Source organism: Paenibacillus sp. FSL L8-0470, assembly GCF_038008625.1.
GTDB lineage: Bacteria > Bacillota > Bacilli > Paenibacillales > Paenibacillaceae > Paenibacillus_AQ.
In genome coordinates this window covers 3,836,553-3,852,051 of record NZ_JBBOZM010000001.1, presented here as the reverse complement: position 1 = coordinate 3,852,051, position 15,499 = coordinate 3,836,553, and the positions used below count along the sequence as shown (strand labels likewise).

Annotated in this window: 9 protein-coding genes; 1 reads left to right on the top strand and 8 read right to left on the bottom strand. The window is 46.5% G+C overall.

What is annotated here, in order from left to right; genetic code table 11:
- Positions 1-15: 15 nt before the first annotated feature.
- The 5 genes from ppsA to NST99_RS17340 all read right to left on the bottom strand — a co-directional run bounded on the left by ppsA (position 16) and on the right by NST99_RS17340 (position 11,994).
- Entirely contained in the window at positions 16-2,631 is a 2,616-nt protein-coding gene (gene ppsA, locus NST99_RS17360) for a phosphoenolpyruvate synthase (RefSeq protein ID WP_341093333.1), read from the bottom strand.
- A 308-nt stretch (positions 2,632-2,939) separates the two neighbouring features.
- Positions 2,940-9,335, bottom strand: a complete 6,396-nt coding sequence (locus NST99_RS17355) for a rhamnogalacturonan lyase family protein (RefSeq protein WP_341093332.1) — start codon at positions 9,333-9,335, stop codon at positions 2,940-2,942.
- A 417-nt stretch (positions 9,336-9,752) separates the two neighbouring features.
- Complete coding sequence (locus NST99_RS17350; protein WP_445744972.1) at positions 9,753-10,757, bottom strand: phosphotransferase enzyme family protein; 1,005 nt, start codon at positions 10,755-10,757, stop codon at positions 9,753-9,755.
- 269 nt (positions 10,758-11,026) lie between these two features.
- Positions 11,027-11,491, bottom strand: a complete 465-nt coding sequence (locus NST99_RS17345) for a hypothetical protein (RefSeq protein WP_038592309.1) — start codon at positions 11,489-11,491, stop codon at positions 11,027-11,029.
- Between the two features lie 23 nt (positions 11,492-11,514).
- Complete coding sequence (locus tag NST99_RS17340; protein WP_341097677.1) at positions 11,515-11,994, bottom strand: GyrI-like domain-containing protein; 480 nt, start codon at positions 11,992-11,994, stop codon at positions 11,515-11,517.
- A gap of 109 nt (positions 11,995-12,103) precedes the next feature.
- Between NST99_RS17340 and NST99_RS17335 the strand changes: the two genes are divergently transcribed.
- Positions 12,104-13,066, top strand: coding sequence for a helix-turn-helix transcriptional regulator (locus tag NST99_RS17335; RefSeq protein WP_341093331.1), 963 nt, complete (start codon positions 12,104-12,106; stop codon positions 13,064-13,066).
- A 201-nt stretch (positions 13,067-13,267) separates the two neighbouring features.
- On the opposite strand, the gene NST99_RS17330 is transcribed toward NST99_RS17335, so the two are convergent.
- From NST99_RS17330 to NST99_RS17320, 3 genes are read right to left on the bottom strand one after another with little or no spacing between them, the layout of a single operon-like run.
- A complete protein-coding gene (locus tag NST99_RS17330; RefSeq protein WP_341093330.1) occupies positions 13,268-13,699 on the bottom strand; it encodes a protein-tyrosine phosphatase family protein in 432 nt (143 codons plus the stop codon).
- A 17-nt stretch (positions 13,700-13,716) separates the two neighbouring features.
- Positions 13,717-14,136 carry an arsenate reductase (thioredoxin) gene (arsC, locus tag NST99_RS17325; RefSeq protein ID WP_341093329.1) on the bottom strand — a complete coding sequence of 140 codons (420 nt, stop codon included), beginning with the start codon at positions 14,134-14,136 and terminating at the stop codon, positions 13,717-13,719.
- Positions 14,137-14,156: 20 nt separating this feature from the next.
- Complete coding sequence (locus NST99_RS17320) at positions 14,157-15,446, bottom strand: arsenic transporter (RefSeq protein ID WP_341093328.1); 1,290 nt, start codon at positions 15,444-15,446, stop codon at positions 14,157-14,159.
- Positions 15,447-15,499 lie beyond the last annotated feature (53 nt).

Below are 15,499 nucleotides of genomic sequence, written 5' to 3'. Positions count from 1 at the left end.
TGACGTATTCAGCCATTACAATATTTCGATATACCCTTCTGTTCCATGCACGCGAATTACTTGCCCATCTTTTATCAGTTTGGTAGCCTTATCCACTCCGACAACTGCAGGTAAGCCATATTCTCGTGCAATAACTGCTCCATGGGTCATCAGTCCACCTACTTCGGTGACTAGGCCTTTTATGGATACAAACAATGGTGTCCAGCTAGGGTCAGTAAATGCGGTGACTAATATATCTCCATCTTCCAGATCAGCATCTTCCATGGTTAAGATGACACGTGCCCGCCCCTCTATAACTCCGGAGGAAACAGCTAGACCTACAATAGCTTCGTCTGGCAGATTTTCTCGTTTGTACTCACCCGAAATGATTTCACCGTCCGACGTGATCACACGTGGTGGAGTTAGTTTTTCATACAATTTGTATTCGTCTTTTCGTTTGCTGATGATCTGGTAATCTAGTTTGTTTGTGCGTACGACTTCGCGAAGTTCTTCAAAAGTGAGGTGGAATATATCTTCCTTTCCATGAATGACGCCCGCTTGTACGAGTTGTCCCGCTTCTTTCAATAAAGCCTGCTTATAAACAAAGTAGCGGTTAACCATGCCGTATTTTGGATATTCCCGGTAACCGCTGAAATTACGGATCAGGTCGATCATTCGTTTGGTTTCATTGGCTTTTTGTTCACCATCCGGTAATTGCTTCAAACGCTCTAATAACTTTTGTTCTTTAGCCATAGCTTCCTGCTGCCCTTGCACAAATTTCCGACTGCTAGCATTTGGCTCAAAGTTTTTGATATTACTGAGAATCATAGGAATAAGTGTAGCTGGTTTTTCACTCCAACGGGTTTTCGTAAGATCAATTTCTCCGCTGCATCGCATTCCGAATTTGGCCAGATATGCATAGATAGCGTCTTGGGTTTCCTGTCCACCATCAAGCTTAGCCAGTTCATCCAAAAAGTTATCGTCTGTTATATGTTGTAAATAATCAATGACTTCCGGATAAGGACGAATCACATCTGCTACACCCAGTAGCGCCAGGCCCATTTCCGAAGTGATATTGTTCTGTACAGATTGGGAAAGCGTATCTGCTGCGTTTTTTTCACCTAACCACTCGTTCATTTTGTCATTGACCCAGGATGAAGCATCCATAGCAGCCATAATGATATCCAAGCTTTGCGGATTGAAAAGATTCTTCTTTAATTGCGGAATATCTTCCAGAATAAAATCAAATAAATCCGATCCTGATTTCGTTTGGATGTTTTGTTGTAACTCTTCTATTGAAGCTTCACTACTCTTAATCAAATCACGAACAATAGCCGGGTCGATTTCAGTTTGTAGTTGAGATCCCGCAGAAGGCATGCCTTTGTTGCTCCCACTTGGCCCCGGTGCTTTTTCACCATCTGTTGATGATTTGATAAAATCCCCCCGCTTTACGAGGGTCATCAGTGCGTCCTTTATGAGCGGATCGGATTTCCCCAAGGCATCTATTACCACTTTTCCGCTGACTGGCGAAGCCAAATGTGGTGTGACATCCACAAACAGCCTTCCGCCAGCTATACGCATAGGTGCAGGAGTCGTTAACAGGTAAAAAGACAAGCCCAATGGTTTCATAGGATCAGTCATCATTTGTTGATGGCCGACAGATACGTAAACGTGATTATCTTGATCATTTGCTTCAGGAATCGGGAATAAAGTAGTGATTGGCCGGCTCTGGACGATATAAAAGGTATCATGGTCCAGACACCATTCGATATCTTGTGGACAGCCAAAATAAGCTTCGATTTGTCTTCCGATCCGTGCCAGCTGTAAAATTTGATGTTCAGTAAGTGTTTGAGCCTTTTGCTGATCGGGATCGAGCTGCCGGGTTTCAGTGCCGCCTTCTGGTAGTCCATAGATAGCCAATTGTTTGGTTGATATTATCTTAACGGCGATTTCCTCTTCCTGTACTTTATAACAATCGGGAGATACCAGACCAGAAACCAGTGCTTCTCCGAGTCCGAAACTGGCATCGATAGATAACAGCTTCCTGTTGTTGCTAATTGGATCAGCGGTGAACAATATCCCTGAAGCTTGCGGGGAAATCATCCTTTGAACGATCACGGATAAATAAACTTGACTGTGATCAAATCCATTCCGCATACGGTAGATTACCGCGCGTTCCGTAAATAGCGAAGCCCAACATTTGCTGATATGCTGCAGGATGGCTTTTTTGCCGATGATATTTAAATAGGTGTCTTGTTGACCCGCAAAAGAGGCATGCGGTAAATCTTCGGCAGTCGCGCTAGAACGCACTGCATAGCCAAGCTCATCACCAAGCTGGGAGAGATAGTGAGTTACTGCTTTCACAACATCGGAAGGGATTTCTGCTTCCATAATGAGTTGTCGAATCTTCCGGCTGATTTCACTAATTTGATCCCGATCTTCTACTTTTAGCAAGGTTAACTGATTGAGCAAAGCAGAATACGTTTCGTTTTGTGCGATGGTTTTTTGATATCCCGCTGTTGTTACACAAAATCCTTCGGGTACATTTATTCCTGCTATTTTTGATAATTCCCCTAAATGGAGCCCTTTTCCGCCAACGAGCAAAAGCTGCGTATTGTCCACTTCCTGAAATCCGAGAACAAAAGAACTCATTTAACATCTCTCCTAATCATTAAATTGAGAAAAAAACAATTGACAAGAGTTCAGCGGCATGGTACATTTAAAATGTAAGATGTTATATTTATGTCTATACATGTTAAAAAAGACGCAGACTGATTATATCATCGAGTCTGTTTATATGCAATATAGAAGAACCTGATAAATTACTCAGGTTCTTTTTTAATTTCCCGCTTCCCTTAGTCTCATCATTAAGTAATCACTTTTTCACTTATATCAACACAAAAAACCGGCTGCCGATCATTTAGCAGCCGGTTTTTTGTGTTTTGTCGAGCCTCATCCAGTTACTTTTGGACCGTTACGATCATCTTCGCCGTTCTGGTTTCACCCGCCGTGTTGCGTAATACAACCTCGTATTCATAGGATCCAGGAACCTTTCCGGAGATTGCTGTTACTGCCGATTGGGCGCCGGGCGTATGAGCCTGCAGAGGTTGCGTGTCTACCAGAACTCCATTCTCATAGAGTTCATATTCGGTAGCATTTGTCCCCCACCACAGATTCATACTGACGTTAAAGCTGCCGTCTCCATCCCAGTTGTCGTTCGATAATACCGCTTGCCCCGGGGATGCATCGGTGACGGTCACAGTCAGCGGCGAACCTTTCGTCATACCCAGTGAATTGATTAGTTCACCGGTATAGACATACGTTCCGTTCCGCTTGCCGGTAATATCAATCTGCACGGACTGGGCGGATGGAGAGTGGTCAGTCAGGGGCACTTCTTTGATCAGCTTGCCATCCTCGTACAGCTTGAAAAGAGTCCCGTTATTGCCCCACCAGAGATTCATCGTAATAGTGTAATCTCCGTCTCTAAGACCCGTATCATGCCCGTTATTGTCGGACAACACTGGAGTGCCTGGAGCGCTGCTCGCCAGCGGCGTCACCTGGCTGAGCCATACGGCCCACTTACGCAGCGCGTCTGCCTGTTCAGCCGTAAACACCTTATCACTGCTGGCATCAACTTCATTGCCGTATGCCACTAGCAGCTGGCGCGCCGTCGCACCATCACGTGCATTCGCCGATTGTTCAGCCTGCTGCAGCTTACCGGCAAGCTGTTCAGCAACCACTCCTGCACCCGGGTCTTCCGATTCGGCTGCAAAGGTGCGTGTCAGCTCTGCCAGGCTTACGAAGGTAGCAGTAACTCCGAAGCTGAAGTCAACGCTGCTCTCCCGGCCCGCACGGTCATAGACCGCTGCAGTTACTGAATTCAAGCCTGGCTCCAGCGTATAAGCCGGGGCATTCACCATTACGCCATTCGGCTCGGCCACGCCGGAGGCTGTATCGGCGGCCGTGTAAGTGATATCTACGTGTTGATCAATAGTGTATTCCGTTTGACCCTGAATCGCGATGGCCGGAGGTGCGAGATCAATCGGCACCGAAAGCGACTGTTTGGTCTCTTTGTTGCCGTCCAGATCAACGCTCCAGTAGGTCACGGTGTGATTGTCCTCACCGCTCAGAATTAGATGCGTGCCACTCACAATTTCGCCGCCATCGACTTGGTAATAGGTCGCGTCAACTCCCGGGTCTTCATCCGTTGCGGTAAATGTTACTTTTACCGCTGAAGCATACCACCCGTTCCGCGACTCACCTTCTACTGCCGCGGTCGTATGCGGTGCTGTCGTATCCGATGGTTCCTCTTCCAGTGTGACAAGGTCAGACAGCGGAATATCCAGCTCTTGCACAAGCCGTGCCACCATCTCGGATACCTTGACCGCACCGTTCATCTGAAGATGGGTATTGTCCTCAGTTGTACCTACCCACATGAAAATAGCTTTGGTACCCTCAGGACCAAGCTCCTGGAAATATTTCCAGCTGGCCTGATTCAGATCGATCAGTAATGCTCCGGTTTCTTGCGCCGTCTCTTTCATTGCCTGCACATATTCCGGGAAGCTCTTGTTCAATACTTCTCCGGTAAAATCGCGTCGGTTGACCGGCGTAACCAGAACCGGAATTCCGCCTCTCTGTACAGTGCCTTTAATGTAATCTTTCAGATACACCTTGAACTGCTCAGGTGTAAGGTAACGCTCAGGGCGGGATGGTGTGGAATCATTATGGGACCACTGCATGAATAGATAATCCCCTTCGTGAATGCCCAGCAGAATGTTGTTGAGATATCCGCCTACGAGGAAGGTTTTACTGCTTAGGCCGCTTACAGCCCGGTTATCGATACTGATCTGATCCAGATCGAAGTACCCTTTAAGCGTTTCGCCCCATCCGGCCTGCGGACGATGGCTTTCCGCATAATTGGCTACCGTGGAATCACTTGCCAGATAAATAACCGGCTGATCGCCCGCACCGTTGCCCGGCAGACGCTCAATCTTCAGCGCGTTGATCTTTGGCGTGCTGCCTGAGAACTCAAAGTTAAAGACGCCGTCAATCAGGGCGATGTCATATGAAATTTCCTTGAATTCACCCTTCGGTACAGTTGTAACCGGCAATTTGGGCATTTGTTCTACAACAACCCCTGCGTTGGTCGATTCTTGCGAATCGCCAATGGTCATTGTTACCCGGTAATTGGCCGGCTCCATTTCCACCAGGAAGGAGGTGCCGTTCACGCGGGTGAAATCCTCCTTCAGGTCATCCCCGGTTTCCCGGTTCTCGTCCTGGAGTAGCGCAGTATTGGCAAAGCCATAGCCGTTTCCTTCCAGGTAAGCTCTTTTGGCGTCTACCTTTGTGTATCCTTCAGCAGCGTTCCCAGAGCCAAAATCAAACTTGTACTCGCTTATCTCACCTGCCGGTTCGCTTGTTAACGAATCCCTCGCGACCGTCAGCATGTTCATTGCATGGTCGACCTGGGCCTGCGTCGCTTCCGTACCGATGATCGCTTCCACAGCCGCCAAAGCTTTATTCAGCACCGCTTTGGATGCTTCTGTATAAGACGACAGATCCAATGCTTTGACCTTGTCATGAAGCGCTATCAATGCCTTCTGATTGCCGGCAACCGGCGGCAGCTTCGTCCCTTCAATCTTCACGTTATCGATCTGAGTGGTCCAGTTCAATGTGCCTCCCCCACCCTTTCTTGTTCCCAGAAAGCGGAGTGCCCTTGCGTTATTGGCGTAGACACCGGGATTCATCGGAATATCCCCGATCGTCTGTGTGACACTGGGGTCCGCCAGGCTAGTCAACGTCAAATCTATCTTCTTCTTGGCAAAATTAATATTGACATCCACATTGACCCACTGGTTTTTTAGGATGTTCGTGGCTGTGCCGCCTTCTGGAACAGCTGAAGTGCCGGTACCATAGTCTGCTGTATATGGGCCTGCAAAATAATGGATTTTCGTATCTGGACTTGTGGTGCCGGACTTTGTGAACAGAGTAAAAATAATATTCTCGTTCGCATCCTGGAGTGACAGATGTCCTTCCGACGGGGATGCGCCCACATTGCCGGAATGCCAGTCAAAATTGACATTGACGATGTCGCCATTCACTGCATCGAACAGGCGGAACACTTTCGCCCGGTGTCCGGAGCCGGAACCGCTAAGGGACAGCACCTTGTTCCCGTTCTGCTCTGCGACCGTTCCCGTCATCTGCCCGCCGATACCTGTGGCATTGACCAGCGCATATTCGGAGGCGGCAGGATCGCCCTCAAAGTTTTCCTCATAGACCTGGATCTCCGGTTCCGGCTCGGGTTCCAAAATGTCCGGGTCAATGACATACGGCGAAAGGCTTAAATCCATGTCTTTCACCGCTCCCGCAACTAATGCGGCAATGGCCTGCGCACCGTAGCTGCTGAAATGCGTATTATCGCCCACACCGTTCGGGTACTTCGGATATTCGCCCGGATTGGCGTACAGGAAGATTTTCTCCGTAGCACTCAGGCCGATCTTATCGTAATACGTAACGCTTAACTGGCTCAAATCAATCAGCGGCGCGCCCAGCTCTTCCGCTACTTCTTTGGCAGCCTTCACATATTCCGGGAAGCTTACGTTAAATTCTTGAGTTATTGTATTGAAATCTCTGCGCCCTACCGGAGTAAGCAGCACCGGTGTTGCACCGCGCTGTCTGGCGCCTTTCACATAACGGGCCAAGTATGTTTTGTAATCCGCCGGAGCTGCATACCGGTCCGGAATGCCTGCGCTGGCGTCGTTATGGCCGAAGGAAATAAAGAAGAAATCTCCCGGCTTGATCCGCTCTAGTATCGTATCCAGACGGCCGTCAACCATAAACGATTTGCTGCTTCTGCCGCCGATCGCATCATTTTGGACCACAACGCCTTTAGAGAAATAGCGCCCGAATTGCTGACCCCAGCCTTCCTGCGGAGCCTGCAGCGCGCTGTAAGACTGCATCGTCGAATCGCCAGCCAAATAGATCGTCGTCGCGGCTCCCGGTGATTTCTCCGGGTATTTCTCAATGATGATTTCCTGCACATCAATGGCCGTGCCGGAGAAGATGAACTCCAGCTGGCCGTCTACCAGCGCAACGTCATAAGAATAGATCCGGGGTTCTCCCGCGTTCACGCTGGTTACGGCCAGCTTCTGAACGAATTCGGATTTGACGCCTACGTTCGAGTCGCGTGCATCATCGCCCAGTTTGAACGTTACCTTGTAATTGGCATTGGGCAGGTCTACAGCGAATTTGGCGTTTTCCGGCAGAGAAACATGGTTTGCATCCACCGTAATTCCGCTTGTCTTCTCGAATCCGTAACCCGTAGCTTGTGCATAGAGTGTATCCTGCACGGCGGTTGTACCAGCCGCAGGGTCTGTACCGAAATCAAAGTGATAGACCTGCTCCGGTACTTCTTTTCCGCCGGTAAGAGCCAAATTCGCTTTAGGGAATTCCGTCGCTTCCGCCCCGAGATAAAATCCCGTGTGAGGCGGCTGGTTGTAACTTACATTCTGCCAGGCTACACCCAGCCGGTATACCGGATCTTGCATCAACGCGGGAATCCGGTAGCTTGTCGGAATTGTCGTCGTATAAAGTCTGTATTCCGTGCTGTCTTCACTGCGCAGCAGAAGCTCCTCACGCCAATCGCCCAATATATCCGCCTGAAGTGCCGGATTTCCTTTGGTATGGTTATTCGTTAAGCTCCCTGCTGCCCGGAGGATTTCCTTCAGCTGCTTATTCCCGTAATCCCACTTGTAAATGAGCGGAATACCTTTCGCTGTACTGTTGTTCCATTCGTGGTCGAACAGCTCCCGCTGGAGATCGCCATCCCACCAGATCGCAAAGTTTGCACTTCGCGGCACTTCATTCTGTTCATAAATGACTTCTCCGTTCGCCGCATATCCGCGGGATAAAGGGTCCATCTGTCCGTTGACAATCGTGGATGCCCAGGATTCGTAACCAGGATAATTCGGATCAATATCCGCCGACATTCCGCGGCCGGTATCTTTCCCTGTATACTGGCCCCAAATAATTTCTCCTGAAGCGGCATCGCGCATCTCCAGCCCGTATTCGGCATTCGTGTGTTCATGTACGCTGACGATCTGGTAGCCGTCCCGGTTCGGATCGAGCTTGCCGGCATGCATCGCATCGCCATGGCCGAGTCCGGTGCTATACAGCAAGCTTCCGTCGTCGTCTATCGCGAGCGCGCCGTACATGATTTCATCTTTGCCGTCAGCGTCGGCATCCAGCACACTTAAATTGTGATTGCCTTGTCCCTGATATTGTGCCCCTGCCTCGTTGGTATCAAAGGTCCAGCGCTGCACTAATTTGCCGCCAACATAGTCATAAGCCGCGAGCACGGTGCGCGTATAGTAGCCGCGGGCCATGACTACGCTTGGCTTCACGCCGTCCAAGTAGGCAATACCGGCCAGGAACCGGTCTACACGGTTGCCGTATCCGTCGCCCCATGCGCTTACATCGCCTCTTGGAGGCTCATATTCTACGGTGGACACGGCTGCTCCGGTCTGTCCGTCGAACAGCGTAAGATATTCCGGGCCCGTCAGGATATACCCGCCGTCGTTACGGTAATCCTTCGTTCCGTCTCCGATCACGGTGTCCTGACCGTCCTTCGTTCCGTCCGCTGTTTTGACGACAACCTCGGCTTTGCCGTTGCCGTCCAGATCATATACCATCAGCTGGGTATAATGAGCTCCGGCGCGGATATTGACACCCAGGTCGATCCGCCAGAGCTTGGTGCCATCAAGTTTAACAGCATCAATATAGACATTGCCGGTATAGCCGGCCTGGGAATTGTCCTTCGAATTGCTCGGACTCCACAGGAAAATGATTTCAAATTCGCCGTCACCATCCAAATCCGCCACGGAAGCATCACCGGCATAATAGGAATACGTGCCCCCGTCTTTGGTTCGGCCGTCGGCCGGTTTATCCAGCGGAATGGGTAAATAATCACTATGCCACACCGATACCGTCTCCGGCTGCATTTCTTCCTTGCCGGCAATGACGGCGGAAATCTGATACTGTGAGCTGTCTGCGCCTGTTGTGTCCACATAATTCGTGGCATCGCTGATGGGCGACGTGTTGACTTTATATCCGTTTTTATATACATTGAAAGCGATTTCATTTGGATCCGTATTTAAATACCGCCAGCTCAAGAACACGCCGTTGTCGGCCAGAATCGCAACCAGACCGCGGTCAAGATATTCCGCCTGACGGGCGGTCTGACTGCCCGCTGACTCTGCATATCCCGGAGATGGGGGAATTGCAAGCGAAATTACCATTAGAAATGACATAAAGAATGCAAGCACAGGTTTCTTGATGGAAATAGCTTTTATACTCATGTACTTAACTCCTCCTATTTATCTAAAATTCATTTTAGAAATCAGGGGAAAATCTGAACATGAAACCGCCATAACAGCGAAACTTCATTTTTCTTCATATCTTCAAAATGTTCTCTTTGCTCAGTCTTGTGATGATCCCCCTTTCTTGACCGTATCTGATTTGTACAGCTTTGACTTCATCCTGACACTTCATCTCCGGTCATGTCTTTCATATTTAGCGGATCAAACCCCGCATCCAAATATGCACAAAGTGTATCAAATAATGGAATGATGTTCTTCGCAATAAAACGCATTTTAGACCTACATTCGACTTTTTTGCATTTATCTTGATTCTGAACTAAAGGTATTTGGGAAAAGAACTTATTACATAAAAACAAAAAAAGCCGTCAATATGGCGGCTTCTGATGCATAAAAAGACTAAATATCTCGCTCCTCATACTGAAAAGGTTCTTCACACGAATAAATCTCATGGAAAAATCCGAAATACGGGATATCGTCTTCCATGCATTTTATACGATACGACAGCTCCTCATCACACTCCGGCTCTTCGCCGTTGTTTCGCATTACCTCGAACGCATCTATAATATTCTCCAAGAAGTTTGCTTGAATAAACAAGGGCAATGTATCCAACATCGAATTTTCGATCTTGGTCTCAGATCTGTATCCTGCGAGGACTGTTTCAAAATAATCCTCCATAAACTTTTTGCGTTTACCGGCGTCTGGTTCTGATTGTATCCAGCCCATTCCGTTTCCCCATATACTGGCCAAGTCAAACATATACCAACAGTAACATGAATTATCGAAATCATATACGGTTATTTGCCCGGTATCAAAATCTATCGAATAATTCCCATCGTTGTAATCAAAATGGTTCAACCCAAAAGTCTCCTGGTTCCTATCCAATCCTTGTAAGGTATCAAGGAGCCCTACCAACTTCTTTTTAAGCAAAGATAGGGAGCTGGGTATCAGTTTATCAATATATTCGGCATTGTATTTGTCAAAAAAACTATACCGGCGATGGATAGGAGTATACTCTTTCGATATGTGGTGCAGTTTCCCCAGGACTTTACCGCAATTATAATAATATTCGGTAATTGGAGCGCCTTCCCGGTACTGGTAATTATTTTCTACAAGCATTTTCCCCTTGGCCTTTTTAAACAGGCTGATAAAAAAGATATGATGACTGTGGGTGATCTCTTCCAGCAGATTCCCCTTCCTGGAGCTGACTACATCCGAGACACTACCTCCATGCTCGAATAAATACCTGATATACTCAAGTTCTCCCAGAAAATCTTCCCGGCTCCTGTCCGGTAAAAAAGCAATTCTGAGTATTTTTGCGTCAGCGCCCTCTTTCTCACAGGTGTATACGACATTCCGCCCTCCGTCATGTGCCTTAACCAGAGCGGTTTCATATCCTTCCAACCCGTATAACTCTGATATTAATGGTAGTAAATACGCATCAACGCTTTTAACAACCTCGTTATAAGTGATAATATCTCTCCTCTAGCTATAACGTATTTATAATAATCTTTTGTCCAAACCTCTTCAATATATATACAGTTTACCAGTTTCTGCCTATAAACAGGAAGGTGATAAACAATTATAATTGAAATATCCTTCTTCCGCAGTAGCCCCATAAAACAACTTACTTTAAATACAAAACCCGCGCGGGGCGCGGGTCCTTAATTACTTTAATATTCTCCTTTAATTACAAAAAACGAACCCCGGATGGTCCCAGCTAGTTTAGATTTCTGCCTGGCAAACTTAAACTTTGCTTCTAACTCCTTTGGAACCTCCATCCCCTCAGAAAGCTTAAAACCAACGGCCCGCTTCTTAGGGTCATCCACCGTATACATGACATTGATCGCAAGACCATCCTCATAAAAGACGTAGGCAAATTGGATATTTTCCACTTGAAAACGCGATGTTTCTAAAGGTTTGGCCGCAAACTCAATATCACGTTCTTCTTTCAAAATCCGGTTCACATAAGCAAGGGTTTCCTGGCTTTCACTGGCTGGGACAACCGTAAATTCATGCTTGTACTTATTCATAAAGTAACGGGCTTCATTCGCACGTAAACCGGCAAGCGTTTCTACTACAGGTGAAGATTCTAAACCAATCGTAGACACATTTTTAAAATCAACGATATAGGACATGCCTATGCCTCCTTCTATACTCTTTATTTCCTTATAACAGGAATCCACATTTCACCAAAAACTAATCCGTTTCGCTGCCCCATCAGAGCCGTTGCATTTGGCCCGCCAACATAGGCTACATTCTTTGCTTCCGGCAAGGCTTGACCAAAGGCAAGGCCGGCAAGGTTATTATTCAGTTCATCAGCCGTCTTCGCTTCTCCTTTAACAACCAGGTATTCCCCCTTAGGAAATTGAATAACTCTGGCTTCTTCTGGTGCAGCAGCCTCGGTCATGACGCCAGCATAATGCATCATCTTGCTATTCACCGCTTCGTTCACGGCAAAAATGTACTCATTTGTGGCTATGCCTTTTAAATAATCAAGCCTTCCATCTTGGCTGACGGCTTGCCAAAAATCAGACTTTTCCTTGTTTATGCCAGCATAGTCTGTGTAATCACTTGTGAGCTCCGTACCTAAACCTATAACAGTAAAGCTGTCTTTTTCTTCTAAGGTATATTCTGCCATATTCAAAACCTGCCTTCTTGTTAAATTAATCAAATGATTTGTCTTCTTCACTTGATAAGTATATGATAGCCTTAAATCATGTCAAAAAATGATACTGTTTAGGAGTCCGATGAAAAAAGTTGAACGAATTAATATCATCATGCGGTATATCAACAACCGTGCCCATTTTACAATTTCTGAAATCATGCGGGAATTTAACATCTCCCGTTCGACAGCTATTAGAGATATCAGAGAAATTGAGGCTTTAGGGATGCCGCTTGTCGCTGAAGTTGGACGGGATGGGGGTTATTTTGTCATGCGCAACTCAGTACTTCCCGTCGTTCGCTTTACCAATAATGAGGTCAAAGCCCTTTTTATTGCCTTTATGGCCACTAGAAATCAACAACTTCCCTATCTAAAAAGTCGTCAGTCTTTATCTGAAAAATTACTGGGCCTCATCTCAGAAAACCAGCAAGAAGAGCTTTTTCTTCTAAATCAAAGCTTGCTTTTTGAAGGGACCAACCCCAATAATCCCGACCTGCTTGATCTTTCAGACCTCCCCCATCCCATGTTAGAAAAACTGATCCAAATCCTTCTTTCAGACAGCTATTTATTGATTACTATCAAAGAAGGGAAGGTAATAAAGTCGTATCCAATTTATCTCTTGCACCTTTATCGTGAAAAAAGCCTTTGGCTGATCGAAGGTTTTGACTTGAAAGAAGAAAAGAAGCAGATTTTTCCTGTCGACCATCTCACTAGTGTCATACCCTACCCGACGAAAAAAAGATTAAGTAAAAAAAAGATATTAGAAAAGCTAAGTAAACAGGAAGAAGTAATCAATCTGGTCCTTGAGCTTGGTCCAAAAGCGATTGCCCAGTTCAAAAAATACCATCCCTTAAAGGTTTCAATTTCCTATACGAATCCTTACCAGACCACAGCCGTTCTAAAGACTTTTATCAATGTTAACAAGCCTGAAGAAATGACCGAAATAACAAATTGGCTACTTTTCCTCGGTGAGGATATAAAGGTTAGGGAAATGCCGGAAGAAGTCTTACAAGGTTTGCAAGAGAGATTATATATATACTGCCCATAATTAGTATCCAGTTATCCCCTATTTCTGCACACCCGCGCCAGGTGCGGGTTTTTAAATGAATATGTACTTATAGTTTTCCCTAAGTTACAGTACATAAAAAAACAACCCATTTTAAATGAGTTGATTAATAACCCTATTTTCTTTCAAAGGATTTAATGTAATTCTTAACTCAAGATCGTTTGAACTATCAAGGGCTATACTTTACTTGGATGGATAAAAGCCCTTTAGCACATCACGCATATCCTGCTTAATGTTGATGTCTGGACGCTTTTCTTTGGCCAAGGCTTCAGCTTCGTCAACCGTTGCAGCATGACCAAGTTCGAGCAATACACCTGTGGCTACCGTTCCCGTACGATTCCGTCCTCCAGCGCAATGAAAATACACAGTCTTTCCGCTATTCACTGCTGCTGTTACCGCCTGGATCGCCGCTTGAATTGAACCTTCCTGGCCGCCCTCATCTTCCACAATCGGAAAATGATGACGGGTTACTTTGGCAGGAAAGCCTTCTGCTTTAGTACCGGTATCTCTTAAATCAAACACATCGGTAATCTCTTGCTCCTGAAGAGCTTCAAGCAGTGCATTCTCCCCGCCGATATATACTTTGCCTTCGATTAGTTCGTGATAATTTGTCATTATAATTCTCCCCTCAATTATTCACCGGTTTCAGCAAATTGTTTGATGCGCTCACCCACTTGGTCACGAACCCGCTGAAAGACAGCCCATTTTTCTTCATCTGTTCCTTGCGCTTTCGCTGGATCATCAAATCCCCAGTGCTCACGTTTCACTTTAGGAGGGGTAATTGGACATTTATCTGCGGCATCTCCACACAAAGTAATCACGAGATCGGAGTTATTCAGCAGCTGCGGATCAATAATATCCGAGGTTTGACTTGAAATATCAATCCCCACATCGTTCATGGCTTGTACGGCCTTCGGATTTAAACCGTGAGCTTCAATCCCCGCACTGTATACATTCCAGTCGTCACTCAGGTATTTTTTCGCCCAACCTTCGGCCATCTGGCTCCGGCAGGAATTCCCTGTACACAAAAAGTAAATGGTTTTCTTATCCATGATGCATATCTCCTTTAGTGTTAAAATAGAATCAATGTAATATATAAGCCCAACAGTGTGATGAAAAGCGTGGGAATCGTCAGAATTATACCTGTTTTGAAATACGTTCCCCAGGATATCTTCACACCTTTGGTCGAAAGCACATGAAGCCACAGCAAGGTTGCCAGTGAACCAATCGGTGTAATCTTCGGTCCTAAGTCAGAACCGATGACATTCGCATAAATCAGGGCTTCCTTAATTAGTCCCGAGGTCTGCGTAGCCTCAATGGCCAGGGCATCAATCATAACGGTAGGCATGTTATTCATTACTGAGGAGATGATTGCGGCAATAAAGCCCATCCCCATCGTAGCAGCAAACACCCCTTGTTCCGATATAGTCTGAATGGCATCAGCCAATACATCCGTAAGGCCTGCATTTCGCAGCCCATACACGACGACATACATGCCGATGGAAAAGAATACGATCGACCAAGGTGCGCCCTTCACCACTTCCATGGTCGGAACAGCTGGACTTCTTCTTGCCATGATCAGGAAAAATATGGCGATAATCCCAGCCACCACAGAAACAGGAATGTTCAGGAATTCACTGACAAAGTATCCCACCAGCAGAACAGCAAGAACAACCCAGGACAACTTGAACATTTGATCGTCTTTAATGGCCTCTTGAGGACTTTTCAGCTGTGAGCTATCAAAGTTCCTTGGAATACTTTTACGGAAGAAGAGATAGAGCAAGATAATGCTTGCACCTAAGGAAAATAAGGTTGGCAATAACATCCGCCCGGCATATTCCATAAAGGTCAGTCCAAAAAAGTCTGCCGATACGATATTCACCAAATTGCTTACAACCAGCGGCAATGATGTTGTATCCGCAATAAACCCGCTGGCAATGATGAACGGAAATACTTTTTTTTCGTCGAAATGGAGTGCACGGACCATTGCGAGCACAATAGGAGTTAAGATGAGAGCCGCACCATCATTGGCAAAAAACGCGGCTACTACTGCTCCAAGAATGGTGACATAGATGAACATCCGGGTTCCGTTCCCGCGGGCAGCTCTTGCCATATGTAAGGCAGCCCATTCAAAAAAGCCGATTTTATCGAGAATCAACGAGATCAGAATGATCGCCACAAATGCCAAGGTAGCATTCCAGACAATCAGAGTCACATCAAGAACATCGTTAAAGCTGACTACCCCGACAAGCAAAGCTAGTATCGCCCCGCCGCAGGCAGACCATCCAATGGACAGATTTTTAGGCTGCCAAATGACAAAAATCAATGTGACTATAAAGATAAGGCTTGCAAGAGCTACCAAGTAATTACCCCCCAGTAATGTCTACACCGCACGTATCTCAGCTCTCCCTTCAA

Bases quoted from the DNA above. Each gene is read 5' to 3' on its own strand.
- NST99_RS17340 (WP_341097677.1), bottom strand. From the start codon at position 11,994: ATGGCAGAATATACCTTAGAAGAAAAAGACAGCTTTACTGTTATAGGT.
- NST99_RS17335 (WP_341093331.1), top strand. From the start codon at position 12,104: ATGAAAAAAGTTGAACGAATTAATATCATCATGCGGTATATCAACAAC.
- NST99_RS17330 (WP_341093330.1), bottom strand. From the start codon at position 13,699: ATGACAAATTATCACGAACTAATCGAAGGCAAAGTATATATCGGCGGG.
- ppsA (WP_341093333.1), bottom strand. From the start codon at position 2,631: ATGAGTTCTTTTGTTCTCGGATTTCAGGAAGTGGACAATACGCAGCTT.
- NST99_RS17345 (WP_038592309.1), bottom strand. From the start codon at position 11,491: ATGTCCTATATCGTTGATTTTAAAAATGTGTCTACGATTGGTTTAGAA.
- arsC (WP_341093329.1), bottom strand. From the start codon at position 14,136: ATGGATAAGAAAACCATTTACTTTTTGTGTACAGGGAATTCCTGCCGG.
- NST99_RS17355 (WP_341093332.1), bottom strand. From the start codon at position 9,335: ATGAGTATAAAAGCTATTTCCATCAAGAAACCTGTGCTTGCATTCTTT.